This is a genomic window from Nitrosococcus wardiae, assembly GCF_004421105.1.
Lineage (GTDB): Bacteria > Pseudomonadota > Gammaproteobacteria > Nitrosococcales > Nitrosococcaceae > Nitrosococcus > Nitrosococcus wardiae.
Genome location: NZ_CP038033.1, coordinates 1,133,829 through 1,153,608 on the forward strand (window position 1 = coordinate 1,133,829; position 19,780 = coordinate 1,153,608).

At 54.0% G+C, this 19,780-nt stretch carries 14 protein-coding genes; 8 read left to right on the forward strand and 6 right to left on the reverse strand.

Annotated elements, in window-relative coordinates:
* Positions 1-24: 24 nt before the first annotated feature.
* Genes ruvX through gshB form a run of 4 tightly spaced genes read right to left on the reverse strand, consistent with a single transcriptional unit; the run spans position 25 to position 2,953 of the window.
* Positions 25-468 carry a Holliday junction resolvase RuvX gene (ruvX, locus tag E3U44_RS05570; RefSeq protein WP_134357043.1) on the reverse strand — a complete coding sequence of 148 codons (444 nt, stop codon included), beginning with the start codon at positions 466-468 and terminating at the stop codon, positions 25-27.
* The gene (locus E3U44_RS05575; RefSeq protein ID WP_134357045.1) at positions 465-1,028 is read right to left on the reverse strand and encodes a YqgE/AlgH family protein; all 564 of its coding nucleotides are present in this window, start codon (positions 1,026-1,028) and stop codon (positions 465-467) included. The genes ruvX and E3U44_RS05575 overlap by 4 nt, the downstream gene beginning before the upstream one ends.
* A 39-nt stretch (positions 1,029-1,067) precedes the next feature.
* Positions 1,068-1,982 carry a TonB family protein gene (locus E3U44_RS05580; protein ID WP_134357047.1) on the reverse strand — a complete coding sequence of 305 codons (915 nt, stop codon included), beginning with the start codon at positions 1,980-1,982 and terminating at the stop codon, positions 1,068-1,070.
* Between the two features lie 8 nt (positions 1,983-1,990).
* Positions 1,991-2,953 (reverse strand): glutathione synthase, encoded by a 963-nt coding sequence (gshB, locus tag E3U44_RS05585; protein ID WP_134357048.1) that lies wholly within the window; start codon positions 2,951-2,953, stop codon positions 1,991-1,993.
* Positions 2,954-3,157: 204 nt separating this feature from the next.
* On the opposite strand from gshB, the gene E3U44_RS05590 reads away from it, so the two are divergent.
* From E3U44_RS05590 to E3U44_RS05625, 8 genes are all read left to right on the forward strand, one after another.
* Positions 3,158-4,939 carry an autotransporter assembly complex protein TamA gene (locus tag E3U44_RS05590; protein ID WP_240761738.1) on the forward strand — a complete coding sequence of 594 codons (1,782 nt, stop codon included), beginning with the start codon at positions 3,158-3,160 and terminating at the stop codon, positions 4,937-4,939.
* Complete coding sequence (locus E3U44_RS05595; RefSeq protein ID WP_134357050.1) at positions 4,936-8,700, forward strand: translocation/assembly module TamB domain-containing protein; 3,765 nt, start codon at positions 4,936-4,938, stop codon at positions 8,698-8,700. Before E3U44_RS05590 ends, E3U44_RS05595 begins: the two co-directional genes overlap by 4 nt.
* A 108-nt stretch (positions 8,701-8,808) precedes the next feature.
* Positions 8,809-9,753: a glycine--tRNA ligase subunit alpha gene (glyQ, locus tag E3U44_RS05600; RefSeq protein WP_134357052.1), complete on the forward strand. Its 945-nt coding sequence runs from the start codon at positions 8,809-8,811 to the stop codon at positions 9,751-9,753.
* Positions 9,746-11,821: a glycine--tRNA ligase subunit beta gene (gene glyS, locus E3U44_RS05605; RefSeq protein WP_134357054.1), complete on the forward strand. Its 2,076-nt coding sequence runs from the start codon at positions 9,746-9,748 to the stop codon at positions 11,819-11,821. The genes glyQ and glyS overlap by 8 nt, the downstream gene beginning before the upstream one ends.
* 27 nt (positions 11,822-11,848) lie before the next feature.
* Positions 11,849-12,388 (forward strand): D-glycero-beta-D-manno-heptose 1,7-bisphosphate 7-phosphatase, encoded by a 540-nt coding sequence (gmhB, locus tag E3U44_RS05610; protein WP_134357056.1) that lies wholly within the window; start codon positions 11,849-11,851, stop codon positions 12,386-12,388.
* On the forward strand, positions 12,381-13,295 hold the full coding sequence (locus E3U44_RS05615; RefSeq protein ID WP_134357058.1) for a lysophospholipid acyltransferase family protein: 915 nt from the start codon (positions 12,381-12,383) through the stop codon (positions 13,293-13,295). Before gmhB ends, E3U44_RS05615 begins: the two co-directional genes overlap by 8 nt.
* Entirely contained in the window at positions 13,255-15,345 is a 2,091-nt protein-coding gene (locus E3U44_RS05620; RefSeq protein WP_134357060.1) for an EAL domain-containing protein, read from the forward strand. Before E3U44_RS05615 ends, E3U44_RS05620 begins: the two co-directional genes overlap by 41 nt.
* 328 nt (positions 15,346-15,673) lie before the next feature.
* On the forward strand, positions 15,674-16,831 hold the full coding sequence (locus tag E3U44_RS05625) for a transposase (RefSeq protein ID WP_206054903.1): 1,158 nt from the start codon (positions 15,674-15,676) through the stop codon (positions 16,829-16,831).
* A gap of 96 nt (positions 16,832-16,927) precedes the next feature.
* Here the strand turns inward: E3U44_RS05625 and E3U44_RS05630 are convergent, their stop codons facing one another.
* Together E3U44_RS05630 and E3U44_RS05635 are read right to left on the reverse strand one after the other, a co-directional pair.
* On the reverse strand, positions 16,928-18,508 hold the full coding sequence (locus E3U44_RS05630; protein ID WP_134357062.1) for a bifunctional aminoglycoside phosphotransferase/ATP-binding protein: 1,581 nt from the start codon (positions 18,506-18,508) through the stop codon (positions 16,928-16,930).
* A 58-nt stretch (positions 18,509-18,566) separates the two neighbouring features.
* Positions 18,567-19,778 (reverse strand): multifunctional CCA addition/repair protein, encoded by a 1,212-nt coding sequence (locus E3U44_RS05635; RefSeq protein ID WP_134357063.1) that lies wholly within the window; start codon positions 19,776-19,778, stop codon positions 18,567-18,569.
* Positions 19,779-19,780 lie beyond the last annotated feature (2 nt).

Below are 19,780 nucleotides of genomic sequence, written 5' to 3' on the forward strand. Positions count from 1 at the left end.
TCCGCAATTTTAGTGACGGATTGTTTACTGCTCTCTTAGCCAAGTTTGCAAGATACACTGGGCAGCTACCTGATCAAGCTTCGGGTGACGGCCAAGGAAAGGGGTCTTAAGATTTAACCGCTCTCGGGCTTCAATGGTGGATAAACGCTCATCGATCCATTCTACGGCCAAACCATACCGACCGTGCAAGCGATTCCCAAAGCGGCGAGCCGCTTGCGTCAAGAATTGCTCGGATTGATCCATATTAAGAGGTAATCCGACGATCAGCAAGTCAGGACGCCATTGCTCGATAAGCTGAGTGACTTGGTCCCAATGGGGTTTTCCATCACGGGCTTTCAGGGTAGTCAAGGGAGTGGCACTGTGGGTCACTTCCTGGCCTACCGCAACTCCTATTTGACGCATGCCAAAGTCAAAGCCAAGAACCACTCGGGGCTTTTGGGGAGGGGGGGTGACAGCAGTCCCCTTCATGCGTGTCCAATCTCTCCGGAGAGGCGGGAGAGGTCGACTCCGGCTAAGGCCGCAGCCGCTTCCCAGCGCTGTGGGTAAGGGGTGTCAAAAACAATCGTGCTGTTGGCGGGGGTGCTTAGCCAAGCATTTTCTGCCAGCTCCTGCTCTAACTGATTAGGTCCCCAACCCGCATGGCCCAAAGCAATCAAGGTCTGTTGGGGGCCTTGCCCTTGGGCAATGGCGTCAAGAATGTCGCGGGAGGTGGTGATGCCCACCTCATCGCTGACCGTTAGCGTTGCCTCCCATTGGCCAATAGGGCGGTGCAGCACGAATCCTCGGTCCTGTTGGACAGGCCCCCCCAGAAGTACAGGGCTTGCCCCCACCTCTTGAGGGCAGTTTTTAACTTTCATGTGCTGCAACACTTGCTCCAGGGTGATATTTAAAGGGCGATTAATAATGAGGCCTATGGCGCCATCCCGGTTATGCTCGCAGATATAGGTGACCGTGCGAGCAAAATTGGTGTCCTCCAGGGTAGGCATGGCTATCAAAAAATGATTACGGAGATAGCGCATCGTCTTCATGGTAAGTTCATTATACCAAGCAGCATTATTCTTGCGATCTCAGTTGGAGCTAAAACCTTTCCCGCTATGGAATTGCCAAGTGCGGGTAATAGACAGTATATCGTGACCCTGAAGTAAGTTCTCGGGTACTTTGGCAAAAGGGGCGGCCAAGCGCACGATGCGGATGGCCGCTTCGTCCAAAATCTGATAGCCAGAAGAGCGGCGTACCAAAATATTGGCGACGCTGCCGTCTACATTAAGATCGACCACGAGGATGAGGCTTCCGGAAAGTCCCTGCCGCTTGGCCTCTTCTGGATAATTCATTTTTCCGACGCGCTCTATTTTCTTGCGCCAAGCATCTAAATAAGCGGTCGCCGCATATTGTTTAGTATTGGAATCAATGTGCCGCTTACGGGGCTGATTGGCATAACGCTGGATTTCCTTGGCCAGTTGCCCTTCTAGGGCGGCGATTAGCTCTCGGGCTGAGGGCCGAGGCTTGGGAGAGTCGTCCACTTCCACGGTGTCGAGTGCCTCAGGTTGGGGTATCTGGTGAGGGTTGTTCACAGAGTGGGAGGCGTGTTTTTGAGTCAGCACGGGGGGCGTGGTGACGGGCTCGGGAGGAGGATGTTTTTTCTCAGTCTGGGATCCTCCTGAGGGTGGAGCTGCCAAGCCGGAGGGTGTCTGGGAAGGCTTTGAAGCAGAGGGCGGGGGCGTAGGTCGTGGGGGTTTTTCCTCTCTCTGGCCTCCACCAAGCCGATTGGCTTGGGCCAGCAAATCCGGTTTCTCCGGGGCTTGTTCTTGTTTGATGGGGACAAGCACAATCTCCAAGGGAGGGGGGGGGGCTGGGGGTGGTGGAGGGAGAATATTCAATTGGCCTATACCCAGGATCACAGTCCCATGGAGAAGAGCCGAGAGGAGCAGCGCCAAGCTCAACCGGTAATTCCTGGTGGGGTTAATGAAAGCTGTGAAGGACATGGCTTCCTTTAAATCCTTGCTTGTGGTTCTAGCCGGCTGGCCAAGCAATCCATTAGTTGGGCGCTGATGTTGAGACCATAAAGGGCATCCAATTCCCGGATGCAAGTGGGGCTGGTGACATTAATCTCAGTGAGATAATCGCCAATTACATCGAGGCCTACGAAGATGAGTCCCCGTGCCTTCAGGGTGGGACCCACCTGTTCACAGATCCAATAGTCTCGTGCGCTAAGGGGAATCCCCTCACCTCGACCTCCGGCGGCAAGGTTACCGCGAGTTTCCCCTGGCGCTGGGATGCGGGCGAGGGCATAGGGGATGGGTTGGCCATCCACCATTAAAATTCGTTTGTCGCCCAAACGGATTTCCGGTAGGTAGCGCTGAGCCATCACCTGGCGTTGGCCCTGGTGGGTCAGGGTCTCGATAATAACCGCTAGGTTAGGATCTTCCTGACGAACCCGGAAAATAGAGGCCCCTCCCATGGTATCTAAGGGTTTGAGGATAATATCCTGTTGCTCAGCCAGAAAGTCTCGTAGTAGCGCTGCTTTGCGGGTGACCAGGGTAGGAGGGCAGCATTGGGGAAACCAGGCCGTATAGAGTTTCTCATTCGCATCACGTAGGCTACTAGGTTTGTTTACTACCAGCACCCCGGCCTGCTCTGCCCGCTCAAGCAGATAGGTGGTGTAGACATATTCCATGTCAAAGGGGGGATCTTTGCGCATCAGGATAACATCTAATTCGGTCAGTGATACGGAGTGGGGTTGACCGAGCTGATACCAGTCAGCAGGATCGTCTTTGACCCTCAGATCTCGGAGCAGGGCATAGGCATGACCGTCCTTGAGATAGAGTTCGCTTTGTTCCATGTAGGTTAAGGTCCAGCCCCTAGACTGGGCCTCTAATAGCATTGCAAAGGTACTGTCTTTTTTGATATTGAGGGTGGCAATAGGGTCCATTACCACACCGAGTCGAATGGTCACCACTCATACCCCAAGTTGTTAGTCACTTAGACACTAGCTTTACCATAAAGCCATTTTAGGTCGAGACTCCTTATAAAATAATAAGCATGGTATACCCATTATCCGTTAATATGAGCATCCCCAGGAGCCTATTTAAACCCCCTTTTCAACTTGCTTAAGTATCCCATACCTGGCGACGATGCCCTAGGCATTTGGAATACCGATTTGGATTCTAAATCGATCAATTTTGAGAATCTAAAAATAAAGGCGGTGATGTTTCAGCGGATCTTATTCGGCTTTTTACTCCTTTTCTTGGGGATCGGATCTGCTTGGTCTCAAGCCCGTCTTGAAGTAGAGGTGCAGGGTGTGGAAGGGAAAGCCCTGGAAAATGTGATGGCTTATCTTAGTATTGTCCACCACCAAGAGGACCCCCAACTGACCGAGGAGCAAATCCACCGCCTTCATGACAAAGTGGTGGATGAGGTCCAGACTGCCCTAGAAGTTTATGGTTATTACCGGCCCCAGATCCAGGCGGATTTGCAACAATATCCCGGGCAATGGCTGGCCCGTTACTGGATTGATCCGGGTCCCCGGATGAGCGTGGAGGAGGTAAATTTAAACCTTACCGGTGAGGGGAGGGATGACCCTGCTTTTCAAGCGTTACAAGAGGATTTTCCCGTTAAAAAGAAAAACCCTCTGAATCACGCCGATTATGAACAGGGGAAGGCCGCTTTGCAGCAATTAGCTGCTGAACGCGGTTATTTTCAGGCGGAGTTTACCCAGCAGAAGTTGCAGGTGAACCTTGAAGCCTATGTGGCCACCGTGGTCTTGCATTTTAGCACCGGCCCTCGCTATCGCTTTGGTCCGGTGACTTTTTCCGAGACCGTCGTCCGGCCTCAACTCTTAGCCCGCTATGTGCCTTTTGAGGAAGGGGAGCTTTATGAAAGTTCAGACCTGATTGAACTTCATACGGCTTTAGTGGACAGCAATTATTTTGCTGAGGTGGAAGTGGAACCTCAGCCCCAGCAAGCGGTGGATAAGAAAGTCCCCATAGAAGTTCGCTTACAGGCCGTGAAACGCCATCGCTACTCGGCGGGAGTCGGTTTTGGGACAGACACGGGGCCGCGAATTAATTTGGGCTGGGAAAATCGGTATGTTAACCGCCGCGGCCATCGCTTTGGTTTCGCCCTGAGAGCTTCAGGGATTCGCCAGGCTTTTGATACCAGCTATGTGATTCCTATCCGAGACCCCCGTACGGACCAATTGGCAATTGCGTCGAGCTTTGGCCGCGAATCGACCCGCACCAGTGATAGCCGCATCGCCCAATTGGGAGTTCGTCGGGTTACGGCGCGGGGCGATTGGCGGGAAACCCTGTCTTTGAATTATCGTTGGGAGGATTTTGAGATTGATGGGGAGTCGGGGACAGCCAAGCTGTTAATACCAGGGGTCATTTGGTTTCGGAGCCAGGCCGACGATCCTATCTATCCCCGCCGTGGCCACCGTATCAGTTTAGAACTGCGGGGAGCGGCGCAGGAGTTGCTTTCAAATAATACCTTTTCCCAGTTTACCCTGCGGGGGAAAATGGTCCGCAGTCCGGGGTCCCGCAGTCGGGTGCTGGTGCGGGGAGCGCTGGGAATGAGCTTGGTGTCAGACTTTTCAGAACTTCCCCCCTCGGTACGGTATTTTGCCGGTGGTGATCAGAGCGTGCGCGGCTATGCCTTCAATACCCTAGGGGCTAAAGACGACGAGGATCGGGTGGTGGGGGGAAGAAATCTTTTTGTAGGTAGCTTAGAGTATGAATATCGTTTGCTCGATAAATGGGCGGTGGCCACCTTTTATGATGCGGGAAATGCTTTTAATGATTTCTCCCTGGATTTACAGCAGGGAGCGGGAGTGGGTATCCGCTGGATTTCCCCGGTAGGGCCCATCCGGGTGGATCTCGCCTGGGCCCTTTCCAAACCTGGTACCCCTTTTCGCTTACATGTCTACTTAGGTCCTGATTTGTGAAGTTTCTGCGGTGGGTGGGCGCCCTTATCCTCTTGGTTCTGGTCCTGCTTATAGGCAGTATCGCCTACGTGGCCCAGACCGAGACGGGAACCCAGTGGCTATTGACCCAAGTAGGGCGTATGGTGCCAGGAGAGCTGCAGACCACCCAGGTGGAGGGGCGTTTGGGAGAGGCCCTTACCCTCACTGGGCTGCGCTACCGAACCCCGGATTTTACTCTGGACATTGAGTATCTTCACTTTGCCTGGCGACCGGCAGCCTTGCTGGAGGCGACCTTTTGGGTTGAGCAGCTGCACCTTCGGGAAGTCAGTTGGCGTCAGGAGCGCCCATCAGCGCCTAGTGCTTCGGAAGCGCCAATGACGCTTCCTGAGATACAACTCCCCTTAAAAGTGAAGGCAGAAAGCGTTCGGCTCCAGAAGCTTTCCTTACATCCATTAGGGGCGTCTCCGGTAGTGATTGACACTATGGTCCTGAGGGGGAATTTCGATAGCCAGCTCCTAGAGGTGGCCGAGCTGGGAATCTCCGCCCCCCACGGGCAACTGGCGGTGAGTGGAAAAATCGCTTTTCAGGGGGCTTATCCCCTGGATTTTGCCATGGGATGGAAAGTCCCGACTCCTGAACTAGGGGAAGTGGTTGGCCGTGGTAAGGTGGAGGGGGATCTGCGCCAATTGACTCTTCGCCAAGAAGTTCAAACTCCTTTTTCCCTCCAATTCCGGGGCAGATTATTTGAATTATTGGAACAGCCACACTGGGTCGCGGTCGTTGAGATTCCCGAAACCGAGTTGGAAGAGTTATCTTCCCAGTGGCCCCCCCTACGTTTGGGGTTAAATCTTAAAGGAGCTGGCGGCCTCAACCAGTTTAAGGTACGGGGTTCTTACCAGATCCAGGAAGCCCGATTAGGCAAGCTGAGTGGCAAGCTCTCAGGGGAACAGCGGGCGATGGGACATTGGGTCTTAAATCAACTGAGCCTGCAGCAAATTGAGGGCCCTGCCCATTTATCCTTTCGGGGGGAGGTGATGATGGCAGAGGGCCAGCCCCAACTGAGTCTGGAGGGGCAGTGGCAGGATCTAGCTTGGCCCCTGACGGGCACGGCCCAGTTCTCCAGCGATTGGGGACAATTGGCTTTAGTGGGCTCTCCCGCAGCCTACCAATTGCAGGTGAGCAGTGCCCTTGCGGGCCAGAACATCCCCACTAGCGAGTGGCATTTGGCCGGCCGAGGGGATACCACTCAGTTTGGACTGAAAAAATTACAGGGGCAGTTGTTGCAGGGGAGCGTGCGGGGCTCGGGAAGTTTTCATTGGTCTCCCGCTCTGACCTGGCAGTTGCAATTGGAGGGGAAATCTCTCAACCCCGCGGAACAATGGCCTGCATGGCCAGGGGAACTGGCCTTTAGCACCGATACCCGTGGTACTCTTGAGGATAGCGCCCGGGCCCTCATGATCGATCTCCAAACTCTTTCCGGATCCTTGCGGGGCTATCCGGTGGCGGCCCAAGGGCAAGTCCAACTGCAAGAGACGACTTGGCGCATTGCCGATTTGAGAGTCCGCTCGGGGGATTCCCAATTTTCAATGGCGGGAACGATCAACGAGCGGGTGGCATTGGACTGGCGGTTTGCTTCCCCAGATCTTTCCCAATTGCTGCCTACCGCCCAGGGGGATTTGAAGGCCAAGGGTCATCTTCGGGGCCCACTCCAGCAACCCGCACTGACCCTTCGCCTCCAGGGAGAAAAATTGGCCTATCAAGACCTTCAGCTGGCATCGGTCGCGGCTGATGTAAATGTGGATTTACAGGGAAAGCGGTCCTCACAGCTATGGGTCGAGGCAACCGATTTTACTTTGGGAACACAGGCGCTCCGTTCCCTGGCACTCCAAGGAAGGGGCACACCGGCGCAACATGAGCTGCGCCTGGAGGTGGTAGCCCCGGAGCGTTCCCTGGCCCTTGAGGCCCAGGGTTCCTGGAAGGAAATGGCGTGGCAAGGGCAACTTTCCAAGGCCTTGTATACGGACTCTCAAACGGGCCACTGGGAGACAGCGGCTCCCGCCTCCCTCACCCTGAGCCCCAGCCAGGTTGACCTTGCTCCCTGGTGCTGGCAGCAACAGCGTGCTCAGCTTTGCCTAGGAGGGCATTGGCAGCAGGGAGGCGTTTGGCAAGCTAGGCTTCGTATGGCGGACTTTTCTTTAGCGGTATTGGCGCCTCTTTTGCCGGAAAAAACCACGTTAGAAGGGACCATTGCCGGTGAGGCTAGAGTGCAAGGAGAGGCCCATCAATTAGCTCAAGCCCAGCTGCAACTCAACGCTTCCGCGGGCCAGTTGGCCCAAGTGACGCCAGAGGGACAGATCCTGCGTTTTGCCCATGAGGGGGGACAAGTTAAGCTTCGCCTGGAAGAGGAAGGCGGGGCAGGAAGTTTCCAGTTGCTTTTGGCAGAACCCAGTGCCGCGTTGGTTCAGGCTTCCCTGCGTTTGCCTCCCGCCCCTTGGGATCTAACGGCCCTAGGCCAACTGCCCTTGGCAGGTCAGATTTCAGCCGCTTTCGATGACCTCGCTTTTGTCGCGCTGTTGCTGCCGGAATTGGAGGCAGTTCAGGGACAATTGCGGGTAGATCTGGATTTGGGGGGGCGGGTGGCTGCCCCCCAGCTTCGTGGGCAAGTGGTGCTGCAAGAAGGGAGTGCCCAAGTGGTTCCTCTGGGCTTGGCATTGACGGGAATCCGGCTGCGGGTAGAGGCCAGTGGGCAGGACAGGGTAACGTTTGCAGGGGAGGTCCATTCCGGTGAGGGGCAACTGGCTTTCAATGGCCAGGTTCGCCTGGATCCGGCAGCAGGTTGGCCCGCCAGGGTGACGGTGGCAGGGGAGCGCTTTGAAGCCATGCGAACCGCTGAAATCCGAGTATTGATTTCGCCCCAGTTGGAGATAAGGGTGGCGGCAGAGGGTATTCGGGTGGAAGGGGAAGTTGCGGTCCCTGAGGCGACCTTAGAAATTACGGATATCAAGCGAAGGGGAGGAGTGCCGGTCTCTAAGGATGTGGTGATGGTCTCCCAGGAAAAGGAAGCTGAAGCCAAGGCTCTCCCCATCTATGCCCGGGTTAGAATTACCTTGGGGGATAACGTCTCGGTGCAGGCCTTTGGCTTTAAAGGGCAGGTAGCAGGCAATCTATTAGTGACCGAGACTCCGGGGAAAGTTACCACGGGAAATGGTGAATTGCGGGTGGTGGAGGGCCAGTATAAGGCCTATGGACAGCAACTGGATATTCAGCAGGGGCGGGTGATTTTTGCTGGGCCTATAAATAATCCTCGGCTAAATGTGAAAGCGGTGCGCCAGATCGGTGACGTGATTGCTGGAGTTCGGATTCAGGGTTTGGCGAATGCCCCGGTGCTGACTTTATTTTCCGAGCCGACCATGAATGAGGATAATATTTTGGCCTATCTACTTCTGGGACGGCCCTTGGCCACCGCTTCCGGTGATGAAGGCAGTTTATTGGCCAAAGCTGCGACTTCTCTTGGCCTGTCTGGCGGCAATCTTTTAGCCAAACGAATTGGGGAAACCTTTGGCTTGGAGGAAGTAGGGATTGAAGCCAAAGGGGAGACCCAGAGCCAGGCATTGGTGCTAGGTAAACACCTTTCACCGCGTCTTTATATTGGTTATGGAATCGGGATATTTGAACGCTTTAGTGCTTTTCAGATGCGCTATACCTTGAGCGAGCACTGGAGCTTACAAGCCGAGACTGGCCTTGAAAGCGGTGTCGATCTGTTTTACAACTTGGAGCGCTAGGAAGGGGAGAGCTATCATGCTCTTGCAAGAATGACGGGTTATCTTCCTAAGCATTGGAATGTCCCTGCGCAGTATACTTTAGACCTTGGAAAAAGGAGAGGAAATCTTTTGATCAGCAAGCCCCGCCATGTTGCAGCAACCATGCCTGCAACTTTTCAGGAACTCATCTTGCGGCTGCAACAATATTGGGCTGAGCAGGGGTGTGTGCTTCTCCAGCCCTACGACATGGAGGTGGGCGCAGGGACCTTTCACCCCGGCACTTTTCTGCGCGCCATCGGCCCTGAGCCCTGGAGTGCCGCCTATGTCCAGCCTTCGCGCCGGCCCACGGATGGGCGTTATGGGAATAATCCTAACCGGCTCCAGCATTATTACCAATACCAAGTGGTGCTCAAACCGGCGCCTCTAGAAATCCAAGAACTTTATTTAGGATCCCTGCAGATGTTGGGGATATCCCCCCTGGTGCATGATATCCGCTTTGTGGAAGACAACTGGGAATCCCCTACCCTGGGTGCCTGGGGACTGGGTTGGGAGGTGTGGCTGAATGGTATGGAAATTACCCAATTTACCTATTTTCAGCAGGTGGGAGGATTGGAATGCCGACCCGTCACCGGCGAAATTACCTATGGCCTAGAGCGGATTGCCATGTATTTACAGGGTGTTAGTAGCGTCTTCGATTTAATTTGGACGGATGGTCCTTTAGGGCGCATTACTTATGGAGATGTCTTTCACCAGAATGAGGTGGAGATGTCCACCTACAATTTTGAGCAAGCCGACACGGAAAGTTTATTTGCTTGGTTCACCAGTTGCGAGGCTGAAAGCAAGCGCTTGATTGCAGCCGGCTTGCCCTTGCCTGCCTATGAAATGGTCTTGAAAGCTTCCCATACCTTTAATCTTCTGGATGCCCGTCATGCCATTTCGGTCACGGAGCGCCAGCGTTATATTTTGCGAGTCCGGGCCCTGGCGCGGGCGGTAGCCGAGGCTTACCTGGCGCGGCGGGAAGCTTTGGGATTTCCCATGTTGGCGGGAGTCAGCAAGGAGGCGGCCTGTGCTTGAAACCCGGGATCTGTTGATCGAAATTGGTACCGAAGAACTGCCCCCTAAAGCCCTGCGTAAATTGTCCGAGAGCTTAACCCAAGAACTCGGCCAAAGGTTGCAGGCGGCAGGGTTAGCCTATGGGAGTCTGACAGGCTATGGCGCGCCGCGACGCTTGGCGGTGTGGGTGCAGGAGTTAACTGTTTCCCAACCCGATCGGGTGCTGGAGCGTCGCGGGCCGGCACTGACAGCGGCTTTTGATGAAGAGGGCAGAGCGACTGCTGCGGCCCAGGGTTTTGCCCGCAGTTGTGGTGTGCCGGTGGATGAGCTAGAGAGCCTAGAGAGCGAGAAGGGGGCTTGGTTGGTGTATCGGCAGCGGCAGCAGGGGGCGCCCACCCGGGAATTGCTGCCGGATATTCTGGCTCAGTCCCTCCAGGCCTTGCCCATTCCCAAGCGCATGCGCTGGAATAACCTCCCGGTAGAGTTTATCCGCCCCGTCCATTGGTTAGTGCTCCTTTTTGGGGATGAAACTATTCCTGCGGAGCTGTTGGGGGTTCAAGCTAACCGGGAGACTCGGGGTCATCGTTTTCATCATCCCGCACCCCTCTATCTGGCGGAACCTGCCGCCTACGGGCCGCTGTTGGAGACCGAAGGCAAGGTGCTTGCTGACTTTTTTGTCCGCCGTGAGGCCATCTATGCCCAGGTGGTGGAGGCGGCCAAGCAATTAGACGGGGATGCCCTGGTGGAGGAAGCTTTGCTGGATGAAGTCACCGGTTTGGTTGAATGGCCGGTGGCCCTGGCGGGCCGATTTGAGCCGGACTTTCTCCAGTTGCCGGAAGAGGTTCTCATCGCCACGATGCAAGACCATCAGAAGTATTTTCCGGTGCGGGATGGTCAAGGGCGTTTGATGCCCTATTTTATTACCGTGTGCAATATCGAAAGCGAACAGCCAGAGGCGGTGGTGGAAGGCAATGAGCGAGTGATTCGGCCCCGTCTTGCTGATGCGGCTTTTTTCTATGCCACTGATCGCAAGGAGTCCCTCGCCAGCCGCTGCGGGAAACTTAAAAAAATCACTTTCCAGGAGAAGCTAGGTAGCGTTTTTGAAAGGACTGAGCGGCTGGCACAACTTGCCCGGAGCATTGCTATCAGTATGGGTGGTAATGGGGATTGGGCGGAGCGTGCTGGGCTGTTGTCGAAGTGCGATCTGGTCACCGAGATGGTCACCGAATTCCCGGAACTACAAGGAATCATGGGCCGTTATTATGCTCTCCGGGATAATGAATCGGGGGAAGTGGCGGAGGCGCTTCGGGAGCAATATTTGCCCCGCTTTGCAGGTGATAGGCTGCCAGGGACCCCCACGGGTCAGGCGCTCAGTTTGGCGGATCGCTTGGACACCTTGGTGGGATTATTTGGTATTGGGGAACCGCCAAGTGGTGATAAGGACCCCTATGGTCTACGCCGGGCTGCTTTGGGCGTATTGCGTATTATTATCGAAGCTGAGCTTGGGCTGGATCTTCGTCTTTTACTGGAGAGGGGCTGTCAGGCCTATGGGGGTCGTCTGACGGAAAGCAATACCGCAGCTCAAGTTCATGATTACTTGCTAGAGCGCCTTCGGGGTTACTATTTGGAAGCCGGTTTCCGGCCCGATGAAATCGAAGCAGTTTTGGTTTTAAAGCCGGGACAGCCCTGGGATTTTGATCGCCGCCTCAAGGGAGTCGCCTCTTTTCGTGAACTTCCCGAGGCGGAATCCTTATCGGCCGCTAATAAGCGGATCCGCAACATTCTCCGCAAGAGCGAGGAGAAGATTCCGCCCCAGGTGGAACCTGAACTGCTGCAAGATCCCGCAGAGCGAGCCCTGGCCACCCAAATGTACGATCTGGAACAGGAAGTGTCGCCTTTGTTGGAGAGGCAGGATTACCAGGCTGCATTAAGGGCCTTGGCAAGTTTACGGGGGGCGGTAGACCGATTTTTTGACGAAGTGATGGTCATGGTCGAAGACCCCACCCTGCGGGCTAACCGTTTAGCCTTGTTGGATCGCTTACAAACTTTATTCCTCCGGGTGGCGGATATCTCCCGATTGCAGAACTAAAGCGGACTAGGAAGAAGGAGAATAGCCATGCGCCTAGTTATTTTGGACCGGGATGGGGTCATTAACGAAGATTCTGATGCCTATATCAAATGCCCAGCTGAATGGATACCGCTTCCCCGCAGTTTAGAAGCCATCGCCCGGCTCAATCAGGCAGGGTATCGAATTGTGGTCGCTACCAACCAATCGGGGGTAGGGCGAGGGCTTTTGGATGTGCCCACGCTCAATCGGATCCATAGCAAAATGCACCACCTGTTAGCACAAATGGGGGGAGGAGTAGAAGCTATTTTGTTTTGCCCCCATACCCCCGACGATAATTGCAACTGCCGTAAACCTCGTCCAGGTTTGTTCCAGGAACTTGCCAGGCGTCTGCGTATTCAGTTAGAAGGCGTGCCGGCAATTGGGGATTCTTTGCGGGATCTGCAAGCGGCCCAAGCCGCTGGGGCCAAACCTTTGTTAGTGCGTACCGGTAAAGGCGAGATGACGGCGAAAAGTCCTAATTTACCCCCCGGGGTGGAGGTTTATGATGATCTATCTTCAGTGGTTGATGCGTTGTTAAAACATGGATAGCCAAGTTCCGAAATCCGGCCGGTCCCTGAACGAGGCCTCTGGTCAATCATTCCCAGCCCAGCAGCAGTCAAGGTCCAGTGGATTGGTCTGGCGTTCCCTTATTTTTAGCTTAGGGCAGGTACTCTCTACGCTTGTTTTTGGTTTGGTGGGGTTATGCTTGTCCTTCCTACCCTTTTCCTACCGTTACCGTTTTCTCATCCAATGGGGCCGCCTCAATTTTTGGTGGCTTAAGAAAACCTGTGGTGTTAGCTTTCGAGTCCGAGGTGTAGAGCACATTCCCTCGGGTCCGGCGGTAGTACTATGCAAGCATCAGTCGTCCTGGGAGACGATTGCCCTACAGCAGATTTTCCCGCCCCAGATTTGGGTGCTGAAACGGGAGCTGTTATGGGTTCCCTTCTTTGGCTGGGGGTTGGCCTTACTTGAGCCTATTGCCATTGACCGTAAGGCAGGGCGTAAGGCTCTGGAGCAAATTATACAACAAGGTCGCCAGCGTCTTGCCGCGGGCCGTTGGGTGGTGGTGTTTCCGGAAGGTACCCGGATGCCACCCGGAACGATGGGTCGTTTTGGCATTGGGGGGGCGGCCTTGGCCCAAGCCACAGGCTATCCGGTGGTGCCGGTGGCTCATAACGCAGGACGCTATTGGCCCCGCGGTGGGTTTATCAAATATCCTGGGGTGATCGATGTCGTTATTGGGCCTCCCATTGATACTCAAGGCAAGACGGCGACTCAAGTAAATCAAGAAGCATACGATTGGATAAAACAAGCCATGGAGGAAATCGACCCTCCTGAGGCCGATGAATGTCCTGAAGCATCCAACTTAGATGCTTTAAATTTAGTTGTGCCGATTGAAAAGTACCGGAAACTTAATGCTAACACCCAAAGATATAGTGCGGTTGCTAATCGTTGATGCCTCCTTTGAAAATGCCGAAATGGTTACCAACCTGCTGCGCAATATGGGCTTTGCAGTGCGGGCCTCGCGAGTGGAGGAAGAGGAGGAAATCCGGGAGGCATTGGAGGGGCAAGCCTGGGATTTAATCGTTTGTGCCGCTACACTCCCCCAGTTGAGGGTGGCACAGATGTTACAGATGCTGGCCCAGTCCGAAAAGGATATCCCGCTGATTGTCGTGGTCGACGAGAAAACTGATCCGGATGATATCGACGAGATGTATGCTGATGGTGTCCGGGATGTGGTACTCAAAAGCCGTCTTCTCCGCCTTCAATATGTGGTCAAACGGGAGCTGCGGGACTTGGAAAGTCGCCGGGCGCGACGTCGCAGTGAGATGGTGTTAGGAGAAAGTGAGCGTCGGGCCCGGGCGCTATTAGAAAGTTCCCGGGACGCTGTCGGTTATGTCCACGAAGGTATGCACCTCTACGCTAATCGGGCTTACCTGGAACTCTTTGGCTGCCATGATCTTGATGAAATTGAGGGGATGCCTCTGCTGGATATGGTGGCGCCCGAGGAACATAGCCGTTTTAAGACCTTTCTCAGAGAATATGGGGCTAGCGAGGGGGGAAAGGCCCAGCTTCCCTTAAAGGGGCGTAAGTTGGATGGTAGCACCTTTAGGGCCACTTTAGAGTTCACCCCTGCAAGCATTGAAGGTGAACCTTGCACCCAAATTGTTATCCGGGATGAGGCTTATAATCCTGCTGCGGAAGAAAAGATTAAACAGGCCCAACAGCGGGATGTGTTAACCGGTCTCTTTGGCCGGTCCCATTGTTTTGAGTTGATGGAAGAAGCGGTATCTGCGGCCAGGGTAGGAGAAAAGGAGAGCAGTTTGCTCTATATTGCTTTGGATCAGTTTAACCGGGTCAGAATACGGGTAGGTATTGGGGCTAGCGACCTGGTTATCACGGATGTGGCCCGGACTTTACAGCAGTATTGTGATGAAAAGGGGGTTCTAGCCCGTTTTGGAGATGAGATTTTTATTCTCCTAGTCGCTCAAGCGAGTGATGAGCAAGTGGACACATTGGCTGAGCAGTTGCGCCAAGCCGTAGATCAGCATTTGGTGGAGATTGGTGAGCGGAGCATCAATGTGACGTGCAGTATTGGGCTCTGTCGGATGGGGGAGAATACGCCAGGAGTACAGCAGGTACTGGAGCGGGCCCATAAGGCTTGTGTCAAAGCTCAGGAAGCGGGAGGCAACCGGGTTGAGCGTTATAGCCCAGTGGCTGCGGATCTTACCGATCAGGAAAAAATCAAGCAGTGGGAGATCCGATTCCGGGAAGCGATGGACAAGGATGGTTTTCGCCTGCTCTATCAACCTGTAGTGAGTCTCCATGGCAAGACCGAAGAAGTCTTTGAAGCCTTGTTGCGGATGACTGATAAGGCGGGGGGATATATTTCACCGGAAGAATTTTTAGGGCCCGCAGCTCAACTTAAGCTGATGGGCGAGATCGATCGTTGGGTGATTGCCAAGGCCAGTAGCGTATTACGGGATCGACACCAAGCGGGCCAGCCCACCCGCTTTTTTATCAAATTGTCGGACTTTTCGATCCATGATAAAAATCTATTGCCTTGGCTTGAGAGGCATTTACAAGAGAATCAGTTAGATGCCAGTTCGCTCATTTTTGAGATTAGCGAGAATTCTGCCCTTAACTATTTAAAACGGATGCAACAACTCATTGGGGGAATTCGGGCTTTAGGATGCCGCTTTGCCCTAGAACATTTTGGCACCGGGCTGGATATGTCCAATTGCTTAAAGCATCTCGATGTGGATTACCTCAAAATTAATGGTGCTTTCATAGAAAATTTACTCCAAGAAGAAGAAAACCAAACAGTTGTCAAGACCATTATTGATATGGCTAAAGAAGCAGGTAAACCGACTATTGCTGAATTTGTCTCCGATGCCAATACTTTGGCGCTGCTTTGGCAGTTTGGCGTGGATTATGCCCAGGGCCATTACATTCAGGAGCCTAATGAATTGCTAAGTTATGAATTTTCTGGGGATATCCAATAGCGCGATTTTGCCGCCACCTCTTCACCCTCCCTCCAAGGCAACAAGTAGCGCGTGCGCTGTGCGCACGAAGAGGCGGCTCATTTTTGGAGTTTCGCCATGACTGATATCAATTTTGTTCCTACAAAACTTCATCTTCGCTTTTAAGATAGTAGCCATACGAGATAGGAGTCCCACGCTTTACCTCCTTGAACAATAGTTCGGACAGTTTTTATACCTTGTTGCTGTAGGCAGGGGCCTGCTGGTATCGGAAAATGGTGTCTACGACAACGCCATTTTTTGACGATAACCAAAGGCCCCTACATTGATAATAGAAACCCTTTTAGCTCAAATGTCCAGTCTCTCCACGGCGCAACGTAAGTTTATGAAGGTGTTATTAACGACGTGGATGTGTCTGCGTGGCAAAGCCACCTTTCGTAATTTAAGCCGTTATAGCCAACTCAATGAGAAGACGTACGCCCGGTGGTTCCGGCGACCGTTTGATTTTGTCGAGTTCAATCGTCTGTGTTTAGCCGATCTTTTGGCGCAGCGTACCCGGCTTATTGCCGTGATGGATTGCAGCTTTAGTGAAAAAAGTGGTCGGCACACCTATGGTTTGGATAAGTTCTACAACAGCACGCACGATAGGGCCCAGAAGGGTCTGGAAATCTCTACGCTGGCCTTCGTGGATGTGGAATATGCTACCGCCTACAGCTTCTCCACCCGCCAGACGCCTCCCCCTGAGCATCCGGATGAAACACGAGTGGATGGGTACTTGCAGCATCTCAGAGAAGACCGGCACGCGTTGCCCGACACCATCGATTACCTGGTCACCGACGGCTATTACAGCAAAAAGAAGTTTACTGATGGGGTCGTGGACATCGGTCTTCATCAGATCGGCAAGCTTCGCCACGACGCCAACCTACGCTATCTCTACCAGGGTCCACAAAAACCCCGGGGCCGTCGCAGGCAGTACGACGGCAAGGTGCAATTTGACGACTTGAGCCGCCTTAAGTGGGTCCGGGAAATGGAGGGGGTCTATATTTACACCACAGTCGTCCACAGTGTCGGGCTCAAACGCACGATCCGCATCACCTATTTGCTCAAGCCAGATGGGCACAGGTTGCAGACCGCTCTGCTATTTTCGACCGATACCGAACTCTCTGCGGAGCAGATGTATCGGTACTACAAAGCCCGTTTTCAAATCGAATTTCTATTTCGTGACGCTAAGCAATTTACCGGCTTGTCCGACTGCCAGGCGCGAAGCAAAGAAGCCCTTCATTTTCACTTCAATGCCGCCATGACCGTGTTGAATCTGCTTAAACTTGAAGACCGTCAGCAAGCTTCAAACTCACAGGGGCACGTCATTTCTATCATGAGCTGGAAAATCCGTAAATTCAACGCGCATCTGCTCCAACGATTTTCTGAAAAGTTAGGTTTAGACTTCAGTTTGATAAAATCCCATCCCGCCTATGAAACCCTGCAAAACTATGGGGCTACGGCAGCTTAAAACTGTCTGGAGTATTGCTTGAAAGAAGTGAGAAGAAATTGGGGTGTCGCCGCGTTGTTTCTAGCAATCAAAATAATAGACCAAAAGAGTGGCCTTTTAGGGGGTTGGGTGCAATTGATGAAGAAGCTGCTCCGCCAGGCTCTCCATATTCAAAGGCTGGGAAGTTTCAATGGGAAGGGTGATGTTTTGCTCCGCTTCAGTTAGGGGTTCCTGAGTCGTTTGCTGGTGTTCCAGGACAGCGAGATCGGCATCGGAGGCATCCCTGTCCTGACGCTGGCGTTCCCGTATCCGCTGCTGTAGCTGCTGGGGATCGCAGCGAAAATCTAGGATGGCAAAGGGCACGCTTAGTGTTTGGGCTAAGTCCTGAAAGGCTTGGCGTTGTACTTGCTTGAGAAAGGCCGCATCCACAAGGACAGGGTACCCCGCTGTTAGCACAGTTTGGGCAAGTTGCTGGAGGTGCTGGTAAGTTTGGCGACTGGATTGTGCAGAATAAATTCCGGTAGCTACCCCTTCACCGAGACGGTCTCGGGATTTCAAACCATGGAGGCGTTTGCGTTCAATATCCGAGCGCAAGCGGATGGCGCCGAGGCGATCGAGGAGGGGCTGACTCAAGGTGGTTTTACCGCTCCCGGAGAGACCATGGGTAATGATTAAAAAGGTTTGGGCCGGTTGAATATAGCCTAAGGCCAGTTTGAGGTAACTGCGGTAGTCTTCCTTGACGGCTTGGGCCTCGGGGGGCGAGGGGGCTTGTCCCAGGCGGATAGCGGTGACCTTGGCCCGGACGAGAGCACGATAAACTTGATAGTAATTCAGTACCGCCAGTCCAGGATAATCGCCGCTGTGTTCTAGGTAGCGGTTAAGGCAATGATGGGCCAGATCCGGGCGGCCCCGATCCTCCAGGTCCATGACCAGGAAGGCAAGCTCACTCATGATATCAATCCAACGTAGGTTCTCATTAAATTCAATACAGTCAAAAATGACGAACTGGCTATTCCTTAAGGCGATATTGCCTAGATGCAAATCGCCGTGACATTCTCGCACAGAACCTGCCTTTTTACGGTCGATAAATTCTGGTTGCAGTTGCTGCCATTTTTCCTCCGTCCATTGCCGAAGGCGAGCCAGCCATTCTTGATCCTCCTTCTCTTCTGCAAGAAAGGTATTCACCTGTTCAAAGTTTTCTAAGGCCGGTTGCAGCACCGCCTCGGGGGTACCATAAGGGCTGTCTTGGGGGGCAATGGCAATGCTTTGGTGAAAGGTCGCGACTTTATTGGCTAAGCTCCCGATGAGTTCTGGAGACAATTCGCCCCGCTGCAAGCAGTAGTCTAGGCGGGCTTGCTGGGGAAATTGGACCATTTTGACTGCGTATTCTATGGGGGCGTCGGCACCGCCAAGACAGGGATGGGCGGGACTGCCGCTGATAGGAACCACCTCCAGGTAGATTTCGGGGGCAAGCCGCCGGTTGAGCCGTAATTCCTCATGACAATAGTGGCGGCGCTTGTCTAGGGTGGAAAAATCGAGGAAACCTAAATTAAGGGGTTTTTTGATTTTATAGACATAGGGTCCAGTCAGCACCAGCCAGGAAATGTGGGTTTCAATCAGGGTAAGGTTTTCAACGGCATGATTGTAAACTTTAGGCTGTTGGAGGGCTTTAATCAGGGTGCCCACCGGTTCAGTCATATTCCCCCTCCCTTAAGGTGATTGCAGGTTTTGGTTCGTCTTATAATTCTAAATTAGCTCAATTCATTATGATTTGCTTAATGGCTTTAATTCGCTGCTGCTGGAGTTCTCGGGCAATCGCCTCACCTTGGAGGCCCGCTGCCACCAGAGGCCGTGCGGTTACTGCCGCCGCCGCGCGAAAGGCGGATCGGAGCCGGTCAGCCTGAGGGTAGGGCCGGCTTTCTAATCCAGCCCGTCCCCGGGCATCCGCTTCACAGGCCAGCAAGAACTGCTCGAAACGGGAAGGCCGACGGAAAACATCGACTCTATTGAGCAGTTTGAGGAGGGTCCCGGGGCGTAACTCCTGAGCCCGATGGACTTGGTCATGGTAGCGGGCCACATGGACGGCAAGCTCCTGATAAGCTTTGGGAACTCGCAAGCGTTGGCAGAGGGTCTGGACCAAAGCGGCTCCCCGCTCCCCATGGCCGCGATGGTGGGGCCATTCAGAGGGGGGGGTTTCCCCCTTGCCCAGGTCATGGGTTAAGGCGGCGAAGCGGACTTGGGTATCCTGGCTTAGGCGGGCGGCTATGTCTAGGACCTTCAAAGTATGGATGCCGGTGTCGATTTCGGGGTGGTAGCGCTTAGGTTGGGGAACACCAAATAGGCGCTCAATCTCAGGAAAGATCCGGGCCAAGGCACCGCAGGCCCTTAGGGTTTCAAAGAATCGCCGGGGATAGGACTCGGCGAGGGCTTGCTCTAATTCCTTCCACACCCGTTCGGGCACTAAGTGATCCACCTCGCCGGCGGCCACCATTGCTTGCATGAGGGCCATGGTTTCAGGAGCCACCTCAAAATCAAAGCGGGCAGCAAAGCGGGCCACCCGCAGGATACGGACGGGATCTTCAACAAAAGCGGGGGAGACGTGCCGCAAGATTCCCTGTTCCAGATCCTGCTGTCCTCCAAAGGGATCGAAAAGCACACCCTCAGGAGATTCGGCAATGGCATTGATGGTGAGATCCCGACGCTGTAAGTCTTCTTCCAAGGTAACGTCGGGGGCGGCGTAAACCTCAAAGCCTTTGTAGCCTGGCCCGGTCTTGCGTTCAGTCCGGGCCAGGGCATATTCCTCCTGAGTTTGAGGATGAAGAAACACAGGAAAATCCTTTCCGACGGGGCGGTAGCCTTGGGCGAGCAGGCTGGCCGGGGTGGCTCCCACGACCACATAGTCCCGCTCCTTAACCGGGCGTCCTAGAAGCTTGTCCCGGACAGCACCACCGACGAGATAGATTTCCACGA

Excerpts from the sequence above, each read along its gene's own strand:
- gmhB (WP_134357056.1), top strand. The coding sequence starts at position 11,849 with ATGCGCCTAGTTATTTTGGACCGGGATGGGGTCATTAACGAAGATTCT.
- E3U44_RS05620 (WP_134357060.1), top strand. The coding sequence starts at position 13,255 with ATGCTAACACCCAAAGATATAGTGCGGTTGCTAATCGTTGATGCCTCC.
- E3U44_RS05580 (WP_134357047.1), bottom strand. The coding sequence starts at position 1,982 with ATGTCCTTCACAGCTTTCATTAACCCCACCAGGAATTACCGGTTGAGC.
- E3U44_RS05615 (WP_134357058.1), top strand. The coding sequence starts at position 12,381 with ATGGATAGCCAAGTTCCGAAATCCGGCCGGTCCCTGAACGAGGCCTCT.
- E3U44_RS05630 (WP_134357062.1), bottom strand. The coding sequence starts at position 18,508 with ATGACTGAACCGGTGGGCACCCTGATTAAAGCCCTCCAACAGCCTAAA.
- E3U44_RS05625 (WP_206054903.1), top strand. The coding sequence starts at position 15,674 with ATGTCCAGTCTCTCCACGGCGCAACGTAAGTTTATGAAGGTGTTATTA.
- E3U44_RS05575 (WP_134357045.1), bottom strand. The coding sequence starts at position 1,028 with ATGAAGACGATGCGCTATCTCCGTAATCATTTTTTGATAGCCATGCCT.
- ruvX (WP_134357043.1), bottom strand. The coding sequence starts at position 468 with ATGAAGGGGACTGCTGTCACCCCCCCTCCCCAAAAGCCCCGAGTGGTT.